This is a genomic window from uncultured Clostridium sp. (genome assembly GCF_937920395.1).
Taxonomy (GTDB): Bacteria; Bacillota; Clostridia; order Clostridiales; family Clostridiaceae; genus Clostridium_AD.
The window spans coordinates 1-16260 of record NZ_CALEVF010000241.1; the positions used below are offsets into that span (position 1 = coordinate 1).

Here is a 16260-nt window from a genome sequence, read left to right on the forward strand (position 1 = left end):
GTTACAAAGGAACACCTGAAGTTCCTGGATGTCCTATGTTTGAATTTCCTAAAACTATGGACAGCAGTGCAGAATGTAACTTATGTGGTAATTGTGTAAAAAATTGTCCAAATGATTCAATAAGAATAAGCCCTCGTGTTCCCACTAAAGAATTATGGAATATTAGAAAACCAAGAATAGAAGTTGCATTTTTAGCCATCGTAATTATGGGTATTGTGTTTGTTCAAAACATTACAATGCTTACAGTATGGGAAAAGATATTAAATTCCCTTGAAAATATATTAGGTACAACTAGCTATTATATAACATTTACTGTAACTTTCATCATAGCTATGTTAATCCCTGTTGTGTTATTACTTTTAACAGGTCTTATTGCTAAAAAGTTCAACAAAGTTTCTATCAAAGAAAATTTTGCTAAATATGGGTATGCTATTATACCATTGGACTTAGCTGGCCATATAGCTCATAACTTGTTTCACTTGTTAGCAGAAGGTAAATCAGTGTTTTACACTGCAATGGGTCTTTTCGGAGTAGAGTATCATGGAGCTTCAACTGCAATATTCTCTAGTCCAACTATACAAATGCTTCAATATATTATAATTGTAATTGGTACTGTAGGTTCAATTTATACTGCATATAGACTTGCTAAGAGTAGTCAAAACAATAAAAATGTTTTAGGTACATCAGTAGTTTACGCAGTTCTAATGATCTTACTTGCAGTAGCAAATATACTATTATTTTCCCTTCCAATGGCAATGCGTATGTAGCAGATATCATAAAAAAAGAGAGTATATGTTGAAATACTTTATACTCTTTTTTTTTTACAATTATGTGTTTACAATTTGCTATCGATTTACAATTTAAAGCGAACATACCCACTACAAATTTTATAGTATTACATTTAATGTAAGGAGGTTTGAATAATGTCAGAAATGATCACGGATGTACAAAGTGTTTTTTCATCAATTGCTAGTAAATATGACAAATTAAATACAATATTAACTTTAAATATAGACAAAATATGGAGAAAAAAAGCTGTAAAACTATGCACCATAAAAGAAAATGATAGGGTATTAGATTTATGTTGTGGCACAGGTAAAATGGTAGAACTTGAATGCACCGCAGTAGGTGAAAATACTGAAGTTGTAGGCCTAGACTTTAATAAAGAGATGCTTGATGTAGGATACAAAAACCTTAATAAATCATTAACTAACTATAAATTCAGCTTAATGCAAGGAGATGCCATGGAGCTTCCTTTTGAGGATAGTACCTTTAATTGTATTACCATAGCATTTGGACTGCGAAATATACCTAATAAACGAAAATCTATTTCTGAAATGTATAGAGTTTTAAAACCTGGTGGAAAGGTAGTTTGCTTAGAATTATCTAAGCCAGAAATACCTATTTTCAGAAATGTATATAACTTATATTTCAACTATGTACTACCAGTTATTGGCTACTTAGGCACCCAAGATAAAGCAGCTTATTACTATCTAAGAGATTCAGTAAATGGGTTTATGACAAAAAAGCAACTAAGACATGAATTCAAAAATGTTGGCTTTGAAAACTCAGAGTTTAAATCCCTAACTTGTGGAATAGCTTCTATCCATTATGGCATTAAACCCTTATAAAAATAAATATTTGATTTGCTATTTTAAAGAAACTTTAAATAAAAAGGAGTTGTTATTAATTGCATATCTTAGTTTGTGTAAAACAAGTACCTGATACTACAGAAATTAAAATGGACCCCAAAACAAATACAATGGACAGATCAAGTGCACCTACTATTATTAATCCTTTTGATGCTCATGCTGTTGAAGAAGCAGTTAAAATAAAGAAAAAATTTGGTGGTAAGGTCTCCATTATGTCAATGGGACCACCTCAAGCTCAAGAGGTTATTAAAAAATGTATTGAAATGGGTGCAGATGAGGGATATCTACTCTCCGACCGTGCCTTTGCAGGATCAGATACATTATCTACTAGCTATATTCTTGCAATGGGTATTAAAAAAATAATTGAGATTGAACCAATTGATTTGGTATTCTGTGGTAAACAAGCTATAGATGGAGATACTGCACAAGTAGGACCAGGTATTGCCTGTCGTTTGGGTATGCCTCAGTTAACTTATGTTGAAGCTATTGAATCATTTGATTTGAAAAAGAATATTGTTATACTTCATAGAAAGATTGATAATGGGTACGAAGTTGTACAAGCAAAGCTCCCATGCCTAATAACAGTTGAAAAAGATATTAATGAATTAAGCTTTTCACCTTTGACAAATATGATTAAAGCAGCCCGCTATAACCCTACTACTTGGGGGATTAATGATTTTAACGCCGATTTAAGCCAATTGGGATTAAAGGGTTCTCCAACTTCTGTACGACGCATTTTTCCACCGAAGCAAAGAGCCGGTGGCGAATTGCTTAAAGGTAGTGAGGATGAAGTAGTTAAAACGTTAGTTGATAAATTAAAAGGAGGAATACTTGAATGTCAGATATAAATAAAGAATATTCTGGTGTATGGGTTTTTGTAGAGCAGTTAGAAGGAAAACTAGCCACCGTTACCCTCGAACTCATTGGTAAAGCAAAAGAACTTGCTTCTAGTTTAAATGTACAAGTATCTGCAGTTCTTTTGGGTGACAAAGTAGAATCTATTATGTCTACACTTTTTGAACATGGTGCAGATACAGTATATATTATAGATGATCCAGTATTTCATTTTTACAGAGCTGAAACCTATATGAAAGCATTTTGCTATCTCGCAAGAAAATACAAACCAGAGATATTATTAATGGGAGCAACAACAACTGGCCGAGATCTTGCTGGTGCAGTTGCAACCACACTAAAGACAGGATTAACTGCTGATTGCACCGCTCTTGATATTGATTTAGAGAAAAGAATGTTACTTGCTAGCAGGCCTGCCTTTGGTGGAAATATAATGGCTACTATTGTATGTAAAGACCATAGACCTCAAATGGCTACTGTCCATCCAAAGGTTATGAAAATGCCTGTTCCTGAGAAAAATAGGACCGGCATAGTGGTAAAAGAAACATTTGCCATTAAAGAAGATTCTTTGAAAACTATAGTTCTAAAAATAGTTAAAGATGGATTAGAAAATGTTAAACTTGAAGACGCAAAAATTATAGTGAGCGGCGGTCGTGGTATACAAAATGAACAAGGAGTTAAGCTACTTAATGAACTTGCTAGCGTCCTTGGTGGCGTCGCTGCTGGAAGCCGTGGCGCTGTTGAAAAAGATTTAATTGACCATAAACGTCAAGTTGGTCAGACAGGCAAAACGGTATCTCCAAAACTATATTTTGCAATAGGAATATCGGGTGCAATCCAACATACTATTGGTCTTCAAGGGTCTGAAACTATAATTGCTATAAATACAGATCCAGAATGTCCTATGATGAAAATTGCTACCTATAGTATTGTTGGAGATGCACTTACAATATTGCCTAAATTGATTAAAGTTTTTAAAGAGTCTCTATCTGAGCTTAAGAATTTGAATTCCAATATGAAGGGAGGGGTTAACGTTGAGTGAAAAATTTGATGCTATTATTGTTGGAGCTGGCGTAGCCGGACTTGCAGCAGCTTATACTATGTCAAAAGCAGGCCTTAAAGTTATTGTAATTGAAAAGGGGCAACACCCTGGATCTAAAAATGTTATGGGTGGAGTCTTGTACAGTCATATGATGGCGGAGATCATTCCTGAATTTTGGAAAGATGCTCCACTCGAACGGCCCATCATTGAACAAAACTTATGGATTATGGGCAAAGAATCTGTTGTTAAAACGGGCTATAAAGACATGGAATGGTCAAAAGCTCCCTACAATAACTTTACTGTATTTAGAGGCAAATTTGATCAATGGTTTGCAAAAAAATGTGTTGAGGTTGGTACACTGATTGTTAATGAAACAGTAGTAAAAGAATGTTTAATGGAAAATAATAAAGTGGTTGGCGTTCGCACGGACAGACCTGATGGAGATATATTCTCTGATGTAGTTGTTCTTGCAGACGGAGTAAATTCGCTTCTCGGTAAAAGCCTTGGCTTCCATAAGGAATGGCGCAAAGACCAAGTTGCTCTTTGTGTTATGGAAGAATTAAAAATGTCTTCTGATAAAATAGAAGAACGCTTTAATCTTGATAAAGGAATGGGAGCGACCATTGAAATATTTGGTGATACCACTTTAGGCATGGTAGGTACAGCCTTTATCTATACAAATAAAGACCATATATCCATTGGATGCGGTGCATTACTCTCACAAATGTATGAGAAACGCGTTGAGCCTTATGAACTACTAGAGTATATAAAAAATCACCCTATGGTTAAACCCTTAATTGCTGGAAGCCAGCCTTGCGAATATTATGCACACTTAATTCCAGAAGGTGGTTATAAAAGCATTCCGAAATTAGTGGATGATGGAGTTATAGTTATCGGTGACGCAGCTCAGTTTGTTAACGGTATACACAGGGAAGGCTCAAACATGGGAATGACTTCAGGACGTTTTGCTGCTGAAACAATTATAAGAGCTAAAGGTACTAACGACTTCACGAAAAGCACCCTTTCTAATTATGAGGATCTAATTAAGGAAAGTTACATTACTAAGGATCTTAAGAAATATAAAAATGCTTCTTCTACTATGGAGAATAATGGTGCTTACTTTAATCATTACATGCCAGCACTCAATAAATCTGTAAGTGAAATGTTAACAGTAGACGGTGAAAGTAAATCTAAAAAACAAAAATTAATAGTGAAACACATGACTAAGGGCAGATCAATGTTTACTGCCGCTTTAGATATATTTAAAATGTTAAAGGAAGTGAAATAATGAGTGATATAAAAAAGAAAGTTAATATTGATGATAAACTGTTTTTGAATACTTATATCGCTGATACTGTATCACATCTAATTATCAAAGATGAAGGTGTTTGTGCTAATTGCGTCGAAAAGAATTGTACAAAATTTTGTCCAGCAGGAGTATACCAATATAAAGATTCTAAAATAGTTGTAGGATTTGAGGGGTGCCTTGAATGTGGAGCATGTAGAATTGCATGTCCTCATGGTAATATTGATTGGAACTATCCTCGTGGAGGGTTTGGAATACAATTTAGGTTGGCTTAGAAATTAAATCATTTTATATGTTAAATTTCTATACCCGCACATTAGCAAATATAAGACCAAAAACGCAAATAGATTGATTTTAATAGTTTAAGGACTCCTGTAGCAAGGAACTAACCGCTAGTTATCTCCTTGTTACAAATTTATATATATACAAATATTTAAATTAAAGTTGTTTTTCATTCAACCACTCAGTAATATCTTCTATAATTGAATTTTTTATTCCATCTTGATTTAATTCTCTAATGCTATTAATAATAGACGACCTTTGAAATCTAATTCCATTTAATATTTTTGAAATTTGTGTTATGACTTCATAATCCATGGCATCAGAATATACTTTGGAATCTACAATATATCCAGCCTTGCACTTTAAGCAAATTTCTATTTCACCCCAGAAAAATCTTCTTTGGAAGCTTATGTCAAAGCTTGGACTCTCTCCATACCTCCACTGCCAGGATGAATATTTGTTATATAATGAATTAATTTCTTCTTCAAATAGATTTATATCTATTACCTTACCATTTCCTCCATAAAACTTAATAAAGGTACTCTTTAAATTGCTTATTACTTCTTCTAAGGTAATTGAGCTATTTATTTCCTTCAAATTTATTACTCTAGACTGCACCGATTCTACACCTTTAGATTTAATTTTTTCTTTTGAAACCTGAAGATAAGCAGCGAGCTTTGAAAAATCTGAATTTATAAGCAAGGTTCCATGATGCAGCACTGTATTTTTAGTATAGTAGAAGGCATTACCTGAAAACTTTTTACCATTTACCGTAATGTCATTTCTTCCTGAAAACTCAGCCTCTATACCAACATTTTTTATAGCTTCAATGATAACCATTAGCTGCTTTTCTAAGTCATACAGTTCTTTATCCATTACAAAGGTAAAATTGAGATTGCCTAAGTCATGATAAACTGCACCGCCACCAGATAATCGTCTTGCAAGTTTTCCCCCATTCATTTCTAATTCTCTGCACTTACATTCTTTCCAGCAGTTTTGGTTCTTTCCCACTACCACAGTATTATCGTTTTGCCACAAGTATAATATTATTTCATTTTCTCTAACATGATTTAGTAAAAACTCTTCTAAAGCTAGATTATACCAAGGGTCAAAAGTTGAAGATGTTATTATGCTAGTAATTACACTATTATGCAAAATGAATAGCCCCTCCTTCTAAAGATAGCGCCGCTTCATGAATTACCTCTGCTGTAGTAGGATGAGCATGTATAGTTTCAGTTATTGCTCTAGCAGTTAAGTTATTCTTAATGGCTAGAGTAAGCTCTGCAATTAAATCTGTAGCATGCAACCCCACAATACTTGCACCAATTAATTTCTCTGTATTTTTTTCCCTTACAATTTTAATAAAGCCATCACTTTCTCCATAGGATAGTGCTTTCCCGTTAGCTGAAAATGGGAATTTGCCTACTTCTACTTCTATGCCCTGAAGCTTTGCAGTTTTTTCACCTATACCCACCATAGCAATTTCAGGTTCTGTAAAAATCGCACTAGGAACTGCTGTATAATCCATATCACAAGGTTTACTCATTATATTGTTTGCTGCTACAACTCCTTGGTGAGATGCTGCATGAGCAAGTAATATAATATTTGTTACATCCCCAATAGCATATATATTTGAAACATTGGTTTGCATTTTCGAATTAACCTTAATTCCCCTTTTATTATTGTTTAATTCTATTCCTACATTTTCTAATCCAAGTCCCTCTACATATGGAGTTCTTCCTACAGCTAAAAGCACTTTATTTGCTGTTATATATTTATCTTTACCATCCTGTATAAAATGAACTATGCATTCATTATTCTCAGTTTCACAAATTTCTTCTACTTTTGCAGTAGTGTAGAGCTTAATTCCTTTTTTAATTGCACTTTTTTTATTTTCTTCGCATACATCATCATCGCAATTTATAAGGCATTGATCCATAAACTCAACAACTGTTACCTCCGCACCAAAGCTAGCATAAATATAGGCGAACTCCATACCAATAACGCCACCGCCTACAATTACCAATTTCTTTGGAACCTCCTTAAGACACAGAGCATCGCTACTATCAATTACATTTTTATTTTCAATACCCTTAATAGGAATTACTGCTGATTTAGAACCTGTAGCAATAATAATATTCTTTGTTTTAATAGTAATTTCTTGTGTATTACTCTTGGCTAGTATGGTTTCATTATCAACAATTTCAGCAATTCCATTTATAACTTTCACATTATTTTTATCCATCAAATACTTAATACCCGTAACCAATTGTGTTACAACCTTATCTTTTCTATCAATAACTTTTTCCATTCTAATACCGATATTTTCAGCATAACATCCAAATTCTTCAGCCTTTTTAAGGGTATCGAAAACCTGTGCAGATCTAACCAGTGTTTTAGTAGGGATACATCCCCAATTTAAACAGGTTCCGCCTAATTTTTCTTTTTCTATTAATATAACCTTTGCACCTAATTTAGCTGCATGAATTGCAGCTACATATCCTCCAGGACCCCCACCAATTATTGTAATATCGCCTTCAATATTGAGTTTTACTGGCTTAATTAAATTTTGAAAATAGTTAAATTTATTGGTGCTGGTATTGGTAGCTTTCGAATCTTGCTCTCCATTTATTTGCGCTAATACATTATCTGAATTAACCGTTTGTCCTTCTTTTACATTAATACTTGCAATAGTTCCCTTTACTTTTGAATTAACGGTGCTGGCACCTTTCCCACCTTCTACCTCAAAAATTACATCATTTATATTAACAAGATCTCCTAATTTTTTTAAAACTTTTATTATTTTTGTTTGATCATTTTTATTTAAAGATTTTTCTAACCTAACCTCTAAACTCATTACTTTTACCCCCTTTTTTTAATAAGAAATAAGGCAGCTTACGCTGCCTTACCAATTCTGTAGCATAACCTCTTTATTTAGATTATTTATTAAAATCGTTTTTGAATTCCTCAATAGAATCCTTAAGTAATGTTACGCTATAAGCCATTGAAGGACCACCTCCAAATGCAACTGAAACCATGGCTGCTTCCATTATTTCTTCTTGTGTTGCACCTGCCTCGAATGCTTTATAAACATGGAATACTATGCAGTATTCGCAGCGTGTAAAAGTTCCAATGCCTACACTGATTAATTCCTTAGTCTTAGTATCCAACGCCCCCGGTTTATATGTTGTACCAAGCAAGTTCATAAATGCACCTACATGTTCTCCATTAGTTTCACCTAATGCTTGTAATCCACCAATAAAATCATTTAACATTTCTCTAACATTTTTAGCCATATTATTACCCCCTTGAATACTTGCTATCCTAATGATTAGTATAGCAAGTATTTAAGGTATTTACAATAGTATATGATAAAATTCAACTAATATTTTTCATAAATTTTTTGAGCACTCTTTTAAATACTTCAATTTCCTCTTCTGTAATCCCCATTGAAAAAAAATTGCTCATATTTTGTCCTTCTGGTAAAAGCTCTTCAATTCTTTCTCTACCCTTATGGGTAAGTTTAATATATTTTACTCTTCTATCTTCACTTGCCTGAGTTCTTATAATTAAACCATCTTCTTCCATTCTATCTAAAAGCCTAGCCACAGTAGACTCTTTAATGTCCATTTTTTCTCCTAATTCCTTTTGGCTAAGATCTCCGTATTTTAATAAATAATACATAGCTATCCACTGAACTCTGGTTACACCAAGTGGAATTAATCTTTCATTAAACATATTTGCCATCTTTTTAGATGTCTTACTATTTATAAAACAAACACATGATTCAATATCAAACATTATAGCCTCCTACTTTTATAAAAATATTTTATCTTACTATTATATAAGAATTATTGTTTTTTATCAATTTATATGCAAGTAAAGTAACATATTGATCTATATTTCCTTCTGCAATAAATCATCCTAATTGAATAAGTATTATCATTCTTTCAACAATTCCTGAAAACATTGGTTTATAGTAATAATTTTTTATAAGATTATTGCTATTAGTAATCCAATAATTACAGCTAAATGATACTTCAATCCAACCTGACCTATAAGTCCCATAGTCCTACCTTTTGTATTCATATTTTTATCATAAGATATAAAATCAAATATCGATTTATAAGGAAAAAATATTAAAACAGTCACTAGTACAACAATTGGATAAATGTGTACTACAAATAAAATAAATGTTAGTATTAAAAGCATTATTACATTAAAGATCCAAAGCTTTTCTGCATTTTTTACACCCATCAAAATAGGAAGCGTTTTTCTACCAACATCAAGGTCCTCTTGTAAATCGCTTAAGTTATTAGATAATAATATAGTGCTTATATATATTACTGTAGGAATTGCAACTAAAACTGTATTTAGGTTAATTACACCAGATTGAATATAAATCACTGTTGTTGTTATACCAATACCCATGGTTATTCCAGCGACAACTTCACCAAAAGGTGTATATGAAATAGGAAAAGGACCAAAGGCATATGAGATTGAAATAATACCTCCTATAATTGCAATGAGCATAATATAATAACTTGTCTGACTAGCAATGAAAACACCAATAATACAAGCAATAAGTTCAAACAAGAATATGACAACCAAAACTTGTTTTGAAGTAATCTCCCCGCTTACTAAAGCTTTTTCATCACCACTTTTTTCACTATCCGCTCCACTTTTAAAGTCAGAGTAATCATTCACCATATTAGTGGCACTTTGAATAAGTATCATGGCAACTATTAATAAAATAAAATATAATATGTTAAATTTAAAAAAAGCATACTTTGAGTAAATTGAACCTAAAATTACAGGTACAATCCCTGCAACAAGAGTTTTTATATCCATAAGTTTAATTATTGATTTAAACCTCATTTTCTACCTCTCCTTACCAAGTGGATTATCTTCATTTGATTTTATAATGGCGTTTGTAATAGTCATATATGATATTAATACATTATTTTCATCAAACATTTCAACGCTCCAAACATGAGATGTCTTCCCCATATGTATTAACTTTCCATTTGCTATAATATAGCCTTCTATTTTTTTTGCTTTCATATGGTTTGCAGTAATAGTTTGCCCTACTGCTACTTGATCTTTATCTATCTTTTGAAGTGAGGCATAACCTGTAATTGTTTCTCCAAAGGCAATTGTTGCCCCTCCATGCAAGTATCCGAAGGTTTGATCATGGAACTGTGTTAAATTCATTTTTGCTTCAAGTTCCCTACCTAGCACATGAATATATTCTATATTTAACCCGTCTATTAAATTCATACTATTCACCACCTATTTTAATATAATCTATTGTGTACTCTCTTAAAGTAACTTCATCAATTTCCACGCCTAACCCATAGCCTTTAGGCACTTTAATTATACCATTACGTGCAATAATTTCCGGTTTAATTATATCTTTTTTAAAGTAACGCTTTGATGATGATAAATCTCCAGGAATGTAAGTATCCTTTAAGCTAGCTAATTGAACATGCAATATTTTAGAAATACCACTCTCAACCATACTTCCAACCCAATATTTTATATTGTTTTCCCTGCATAAGTCAATCATTTGCTTTGCATAATAAATTCCACCAACTCGACCTATTTTTATATTTAACACTTTAAATGCTTTTAGCTCCATTGCAGTCTTTAAGTCATTAATTGTTTGAATGCTTTCATCCAAACATATTGGCGTAGTAAGTTCTTTTTGAAGTTTTTGATATTCTAAAAAATCTTTTGAATCAAGTGGTTCTTCTATGCAAATTAAATTAAATTCATCTAATTTTTTTATTTCATTTATTTGTTCAAACTTATAACTTCTATTAGCATCTATTAACAATTGAATGCTTGGGTAAATTTTTCTAATAGCCCTTAATTTTTTTAAACCATCGGCCGGTTTAATCTTTAATTTAAAGCGAGTATATCCTTCATTTTGATAATCCTCAATTTGTTTTAAAAGTGTTTTAATATCCAAATCGCCTAGTACAACTCCTGCATAAATCTCATCATCAGTATCTTCATTGAATACAAGTTTCATAATGGATAACTTATTTCTTTTAGCATATATATCTACCAATGCATTTTCAAGACCTGCTAGTGCCATAGGGCACTCTACATCTAAATATTCATGTATATCAAAAGGATGATCCATCTCTTTATGAATTACAGATTTAATATATTTATTTATTAATACCTTCTTTGAAGATGCTAATGTCTCATTTGTATAAAATGGATCATTAAATGAAACCACTTCACCATAACCTACATTTTCAAGCTCATCCGTAGCTTTTATTACAATTGTTTCACGATACTTTATGGAAGCTTGTGATGTTTTGAAATTAAAATTCAAAGGCATCTTAATATGAAAAAGTTCTATTTGTTCAATTTGCATATATACACCCTCTTATAAATTCTTTCTTAATATTTTTCCTACTGAATTTTTAGGAAGTTCCTTCAAATAAATAATTTTTTCTGGGATCTTATATTTAGCTAATTTATTTGAAAGATACTCTAATATCTCATGTTCATTTAATGAAGAAACCACATAAAGTATAGGAATCTGTCCCCACTTTTCATCAATATGCCCAACCACAATGCATTCATCTATAAGCGGATGTGTATATAGAATATTTTCAATTTCTTTTGGATAAATATTTTCACCACCAGATATAATTATATCTGTGCGACGCGCGACTATATTTAAAAAACCATCTTCATCTATATAACCCACATCCTCTGTATTAAAATAACCAGCTATATCTTCTTTACCTAGGTATCCATCCATTAACATAGGACTTTCAAGTAAAACCTCACCTATTCCATTTACATCTTGATTACCAATAAGAATATCTACATTTTCAAGTGGCATTCCTACTGAGTCAATTTTTTCTGGATAATCTAATACTGAAAAAGTAGTAGACTGGCTTGTTGTCTCTGTCATACCATAGGTCTTATAAATTGGAATGTTCCTCATTATGCTTTTTTGAACCAACGCTTTAGGAATAAATTCACCACCTAAAAGCACAACACGTAGTTTATGGTTCTCTATTCTCTCAACAATCCTATTTAACATAGTCGGAACAATGGATATCATATTGATAAAACCTCTTTCAATTAAGCTTAAAACCTGTTCTTCATCAAATCTTTCTAATATAGTAATTTGAGTTCCATTGTATAAGCTACGCATTAAGATAGTTAATCCACTAATATGATACATAGGTAATACTAGAAGCCAATTATCCATAGTTGTTACCCCAATACTCTTTTGTGATGATTTTACATGAGCAGAAAACTGTTTCCACCTAAGAGGAACTGATTTGAATTCACCTGTTGTAGCACTTGTATTCATGATAACAACAATCCTATTAGGCTCAAACTCTTCTAATAATTTTATATCTTCTCTTTCACTTTCTTGCACTTCATTAAAGCATATAAATTTCTCGTCATCAGAAAATACAACCTGAACCTTTGTAAGTTCTAATTGGTTTTTTATTTCGCTCTCCGTCAAATGAGTATTTAACATCAGCACTTCTTTCCCCAAAAGTTGAAGTGCTAAAAAAAATAGTGCCATGTCAACAGAGTTATTTGAATAAATTGCAACTCTTCTCTCAGTTTTTACATAGGAAGATAGTTTCCCCGCTAGGTCTGTTACCTGTTCATAAACTTCATGAAAAGTTAAGTCATTAATAAACCTTTTATCAGGATTTTTATAATTTTGTTCCTTAAGCCAATTCATAGTATCTCACCTTCGTAACTTTATTATGGAAATTTAGGAAATTCATCAAAATTAGGATTTCGTTTTTCTTTAAAAGCATCACGGCCCTCTTTTGCCTCCTCTGTAGTATAAAATAACAAGGTAGCATCTCCTGCTAATTGTTGTAATCCAGCTAATCCATCTGTATCTGCATTAAATGATGCTTTTAAGAAACGTAGCGCCGTTGGAGAATGCTGCATTATTTCTTTTGCCCATTTAACTGTTTCCTGTTCTAACTTATCAAATGGTACTACTGTATTTATAAGTCCCATATCTAGAGCCTCTTTAGCTGAATACTGACGACACAAATACCAAATTTCACGTGCTTTTTTATGACCCACAATACGTGCCAAATATCCTGCACCATACCCACCGTCAAAAGAACCTACTTTAGGTCCTGTTTGACCAAATTTAGCGTTTTCAGAAGCTATTGTTAAATCACATACTATATGTAACACATGACCGCCACCAATTGCGTATCCATTAACCATTGCGATAACAGGTTTTGGAATAATTCTAATTAAATGTTGCAAATCTAAAACATTTAAACGTGGGATATTGTCATCACCAACATATCCTCCATTTCCACGTACTTTTTGATCTCCTCCTGAGCAAAATGCTTCATTCTCTACGCCTTGTCCATAATTAGCACCAGTTAAAATAACCACGCCTATTTTACTATCTTCACGAGCCATAGTAAACGCATGGATTAATTCCATTATCGTTTTAGGACGAAAAGCATTTCGCACTTCAGGTCGATTAATTGTAATCTTTGCAATTCCATCATAAGTTTCATATTTAATATCTTCATAATTACGGTCTGAATCTTTCCAATCAAATTTATTCATATTTTCACTCCTCAAAATTATTTATAAAAAATTATTTATAAAAAATCATTTATAACTTTCACAAATGTATTAGTATCTTCAATATGAGTATTATGCCCACATCCATTTATTACAACATGCTTTACTCTGCTATTTAATATTTCAAAATTATTACCTACAAGCTCGTATTTTTTATCATCTTCCCCACTTATAAATAATATAGGCATAGATAGCTTAACTATTTTATGTTTTAAACATGGGAATTTTCCTTGCCCAGTGCCTTGTAATGTGTTTGAAAGTGCATGTGCTTTATTTAATAAACGTCTTTCGCCTATTTCTTTAATGATTGCTTTAGATAATCTCCTTTGTGATTTAAAAATGCTTAAATCACTCCAATATTGATTAAACCATTCTATCCCATTTCTTTCTATGCTTTTAGCTAAATTCAAATCATTTCTGCGACGTCTTAATCGATTTAAAAATCCATATTGACCATAAGATGAATTCTCTAAAATCAGCTTATCTATTTCCTTTGGATAGATCAAAGAATATGCTAATGCAATGCGACCACCCATAGAATAACCTAGCATTGAATATCTCTTTAAACCCAACTTTGAAATAAGTTCATTTAAGTGCCTAATCATTACTTTCAATGAATAATATTTACGTTGCTTTGGTTTATCACTTTGCCCATGTCCAATTAAATCTATTAATATTAATTGATACCCGTCTAATTGAATAGATTTCCAGGTACTAAGATTTTCCGAAAATCCATGTAAACAAATAATTGGTTTTCCCTCGCCCCTTACTTCAATGTGATATTTAATATTTTCTATTTCAATAAACATACTCTCACCCTACATATTTTATATTTATAATGTTGTGTATTTATCATGCAATTTTTTACTTAACTCTGAATCTATTTTTACCTCAATTAACTTAATTCCCTCTAGCGTTAATGCTTCATTGAAACAATCATTAAAGGAGCTATAATCTTTTGCTTCAAAATATATTGTATTATATAAAGTTTTTACACCCTCAAAATTTATTCCCTGAGGTGTTAAAAATAAATGCTGGAAGTGATTTTCTTTACTTTGAGGTAAGTACCTAAAAATCCCTCCCCCATCATTATTAAGTAGCAGTATAATTAAATTTAATTTATGTGTTTTTCCAATTAGTAATCCATTTAAATCATGGTAAAATGCTAAATCCCCTGTTAACAAAACCGTTGGATGATTTGCTATTGATATACCTAGTGCAGTGGAAACAGTGCCATCAATTCCATTTGCCCCTCTATTACATAATACCTTTATATTTTGATTCCGGGCTTCAAAGAAGTAATCCATATCCCGTATTGCCATACTATTTGCTACGACTAATCTACTTTTTTCTGGCAACATACTTTGTAGCTCCTGAATTAGTTTACCTTCAAACAAGTGTTCTTCATCCTTTGCACGTTTCAACTTCTCACGCATTTGTTTCTGATATCTTAACCATTTATCTAAATATTCTCTGTTACTATTCTCTGTACAAATAGACTCAGCAAACAATTTTGGTGAAGTAGCGATAAATCTTTTGGTTGACAATGATGGGTTACAATACTTAAAACTTTCACCTACTTGTATATATAAAACCTCTTGATGCATGGTCAAAAACTGCTGCAACCGTTTTGAAACAGGTACTTGACCAATGTGAATAATAAATTCAGGCTCTAATTCTCTTTTGATATTATCATTTTTTAAAAAGGCATCATAACTATCGATAATAATATCATTTGAGTAATTACGCAAATTTGAAATTGGATCAGCGAGTATGGGTGCTTTTAAGCGTTCTCCCATTTCTATCACTTCTTTATGATAGTTTGAATAGGCGTCTCCACCACAAATTATAATTCCATTTTTATTTTTAAGAATTAAATTATCTAATGAACCTTGCTTTTCTCCTTGAATATATTCGAATTTATTTTTTGAGCGTCCTACAGTAAAATCAAGCTTACTTAGATCTGGAATTAATGGATCACGTAGTGGCACATTAATATGGATTACCCCATATTCTTTTGACATAGCACTTGCAAATGCTCTCTGCATAACCACGCGTACATATCTATACATACTTTCACTTTCTTCAGGCAATGCCAGTTCTTCATAGTATTTTGTAAAATTACCAAATATATTATTTTGATCAATTGTTTGTGGTGCCCCAACATTACGTAGTTCAGGCTGACGATCAGCTGTTAACAAAATTAATGGTACTCCTGAATACTTAGCTTCCACAATTGCAGGCAAATAATTTGCCACAGCAGTACCTGATGTACAAACTAATACCACAGGTCTTGCCTGCTCTTTTGCTATTCCAAGTGCAAAGAATCCTGCACTGCGCTCATCTACATTTATAAAGATATTAAAATCATGTTCACAAAATAATATAGATAAGGGTGTTGACCTTGAACCTGGACTAATTACAACCTCGCATACACCTAATTGATATAGTTCATCAACTAAAGCAGCAATATAATTTGTCATTCATTTCTCCTCCTCTTTCTAATT

The 16260-nt window shown here is 32.2% G+C and carries 16 protein-coding genes and 1 pseudogene; 6 read left to right on the forward strand and 11 right to left on the reverse strand.

From position 1 onward, the window contains the following. From Q0649_RS15685 to Q0649_RS15710, 6 genes and pseudogenes are all read left to right on the forward strand, one after another. Positions 1–767, forward strand: a pseudogene (locus tag Q0649_RS15685) (4Fe-4S binding protein); the annotation flags it as partial. A 156-nt stretch (positions 768–923) separates the two neighbouring features. Then, positions 924–1631 (forward strand): bifunctional demethylmenaquinone methyltransferase/2-methoxy-6-polyprenyl-1,4-benzoquinol methylase UbiE, encoded by a 708-nt coding sequence (gene ubiE, locus Q0649_RS15690; RefSeq protein ID WP_298844159.1) that lies wholly within the window; start codon positions 924–926, stop codon positions 1629–1631. Positions 1632–1690: 59 nt separating this feature from the next. Continuing rightward, positions 1691–2500: an electron transfer flavoprotein subunit beta/FixA family protein gene (locus Q0649_RS15695; protein WP_298844161.1), complete on the forward strand. Its 810-nt coding sequence runs from the start codon at positions 1691–1693 to the stop codon at positions 2498–2500. Then, a complete protein-coding gene (locus Q0649_RS15700; RefSeq protein ID WP_298844164.1) occupies positions 2488–3546 on the forward strand; it encodes an electron transfer flavoprotein subunit alpha/FixB family protein in 1059 nt (352 codons plus the stop codon). Before Q0649_RS15695 ends, Q0649_RS15700 begins: the two co-directional genes overlap by 13 nt. Then, complete coding sequence (locus Q0649_RS15705) at positions 3539–4834, forward strand: FAD-dependent oxidoreductase (protein ID WP_298844169.1); 1296 nt, start codon at positions 3539–3541, stop codon at positions 4832–4834. The genes Q0649_RS15700 and Q0649_RS15705 overlap by 8 nt, the downstream gene beginning before the upstream one ends. Then, positions 4834–5127 carry a ferredoxin family protein gene (locus Q0649_RS15710; protein WP_298844172.1) on the forward strand — a complete coding sequence of 98 codons (294 nt, stop codon included), beginning with the start codon at positions 4834–4836 and terminating at the stop codon, positions 5125–5127. The genes Q0649_RS15705 and Q0649_RS15710 overlap by 1 nt, the downstream gene beginning before the upstream one ends. A 163-nt stretch (positions 5128–5290) precedes the next feature. Here Q0649_RS15710 and Q0649_RS15715 read toward each other — a convergent pair whose 3' ends face one another. The 11 genes from Q0649_RS15715 to menD form a co-directional block, all read right to left on the reverse strand. Next, positions 5291–6289, reverse strand: a complete 999-nt coding sequence (locus Q0649_RS15715; RefSeq protein ID WP_298844175.1) for a lipoate--protein ligase — start codon at positions 6287–6289, stop codon at positions 5291–5293. Beyond that, a complete protein-coding gene (gene lpdA / locus Q0649_RS15720) occupies positions 6282–7991 on the reverse strand; it encodes a dihydrolipoyl dehydrogenase (protein WP_298844178.1) in 1710 nt (569 codons plus the stop codon). Before lpdA ends, Q0649_RS15715 begins: the two co-directional genes overlap by 8 nt. Positions 7992–8073: 82 nt before the next feature. Further along, positions 8074–8430: a carboxymuconolactone decarboxylase family protein gene (locus Q0649_RS15725; RefSeq protein WP_298844180.1), complete on the reverse strand. Its 357-nt coding sequence runs from the start codon at positions 8428–8430 to the stop codon at positions 8074–8076. An 82-nt stretch (positions 8431–8512) separates the two neighbouring features. After that, complete coding sequence (locus Q0649_RS15730; protein WP_298844183.1) at positions 8513–8935, reverse strand: MarR family winged helix-turn-helix transcriptional regulator; 423 nt, start codon at positions 8933–8935, stop codon at positions 8513–8515. A 189-nt stretch (positions 8936–9124) separates the two neighbouring features. After that, positions 9125–10012, reverse strand: coding sequence for a prenyltransferase (locus Q0649_RS15735; protein ID WP_298844186.1), 888 nt, complete (start codon positions 10010–10012; stop codon positions 9125–9127). Between the two features lie 3 nt (positions 10013–10015). Then, a complete protein-coding gene (locus Q0649_RS15740; protein WP_298844189.1) occupies positions 10016–10414 on the reverse strand; it encodes a PaaI family thioesterase in 399 nt (132 codons plus the stop codon). 1 nt (position 10415) lies between these two features. Continuing rightward, positions 10416–11525 carry an o-succinylbenzoate synthase gene (gene menC, locus Q0649_RS15745; RefSeq protein ID WP_298844190.1) on the reverse strand — a complete coding sequence of 370 codons (1110 nt, stop codon included), beginning with the start codon at positions 11523–11525 and terminating at the stop codon, positions 10416–10418. Between the two features lie 12 nt (positions 11526–11537). Continuing rightward, positions 11538–12869, reverse strand: a complete 1332-nt coding sequence (gene menE, locus Q0649_RS15750; protein ID WP_298844193.1) for an o-succinylbenzoate--CoA ligase — start codon at positions 12867–12869, stop codon at positions 11538–11540. Positions 12870–12892: 23 nt separating this feature from the next. After that, complete coding sequence (menB, locus tag Q0649_RS15755; protein ID WP_298844196.1) at positions 12893–13735, reverse strand: 1,4-dihydroxy-2-naphthoyl-CoA synthase; 843 nt, start codon at positions 13733–13735, stop codon at positions 12893–12895. Between the two features lie 35 nt (positions 13736–13770). After that, entirely contained in the window at positions 13771–14562 is a 792-nt protein-coding gene (gene menH, locus Q0649_RS15760; protein ID WP_298844199.1) for a 2-succinyl-6-hydroxy-2,4-cyclohexadiene-1-carboxylate synthase, read from the reverse strand. Between the two features lie 24 nt (positions 14563–14586). After that, positions 14587–16236 (reverse strand): 2-succinyl-5-enolpyruvyl-6-hydroxy-3-cyclohexene-1-carboxylic-acid synthase, encoded by a 1650-nt coding sequence (gene menD / locus Q0649_RS15765; RefSeq protein WP_298844202.1) that lies wholly within the window; start codon positions 16234–16236, stop codon positions 14587–14589. Positions 16237–16260 lie beyond the last annotated feature (24 nt).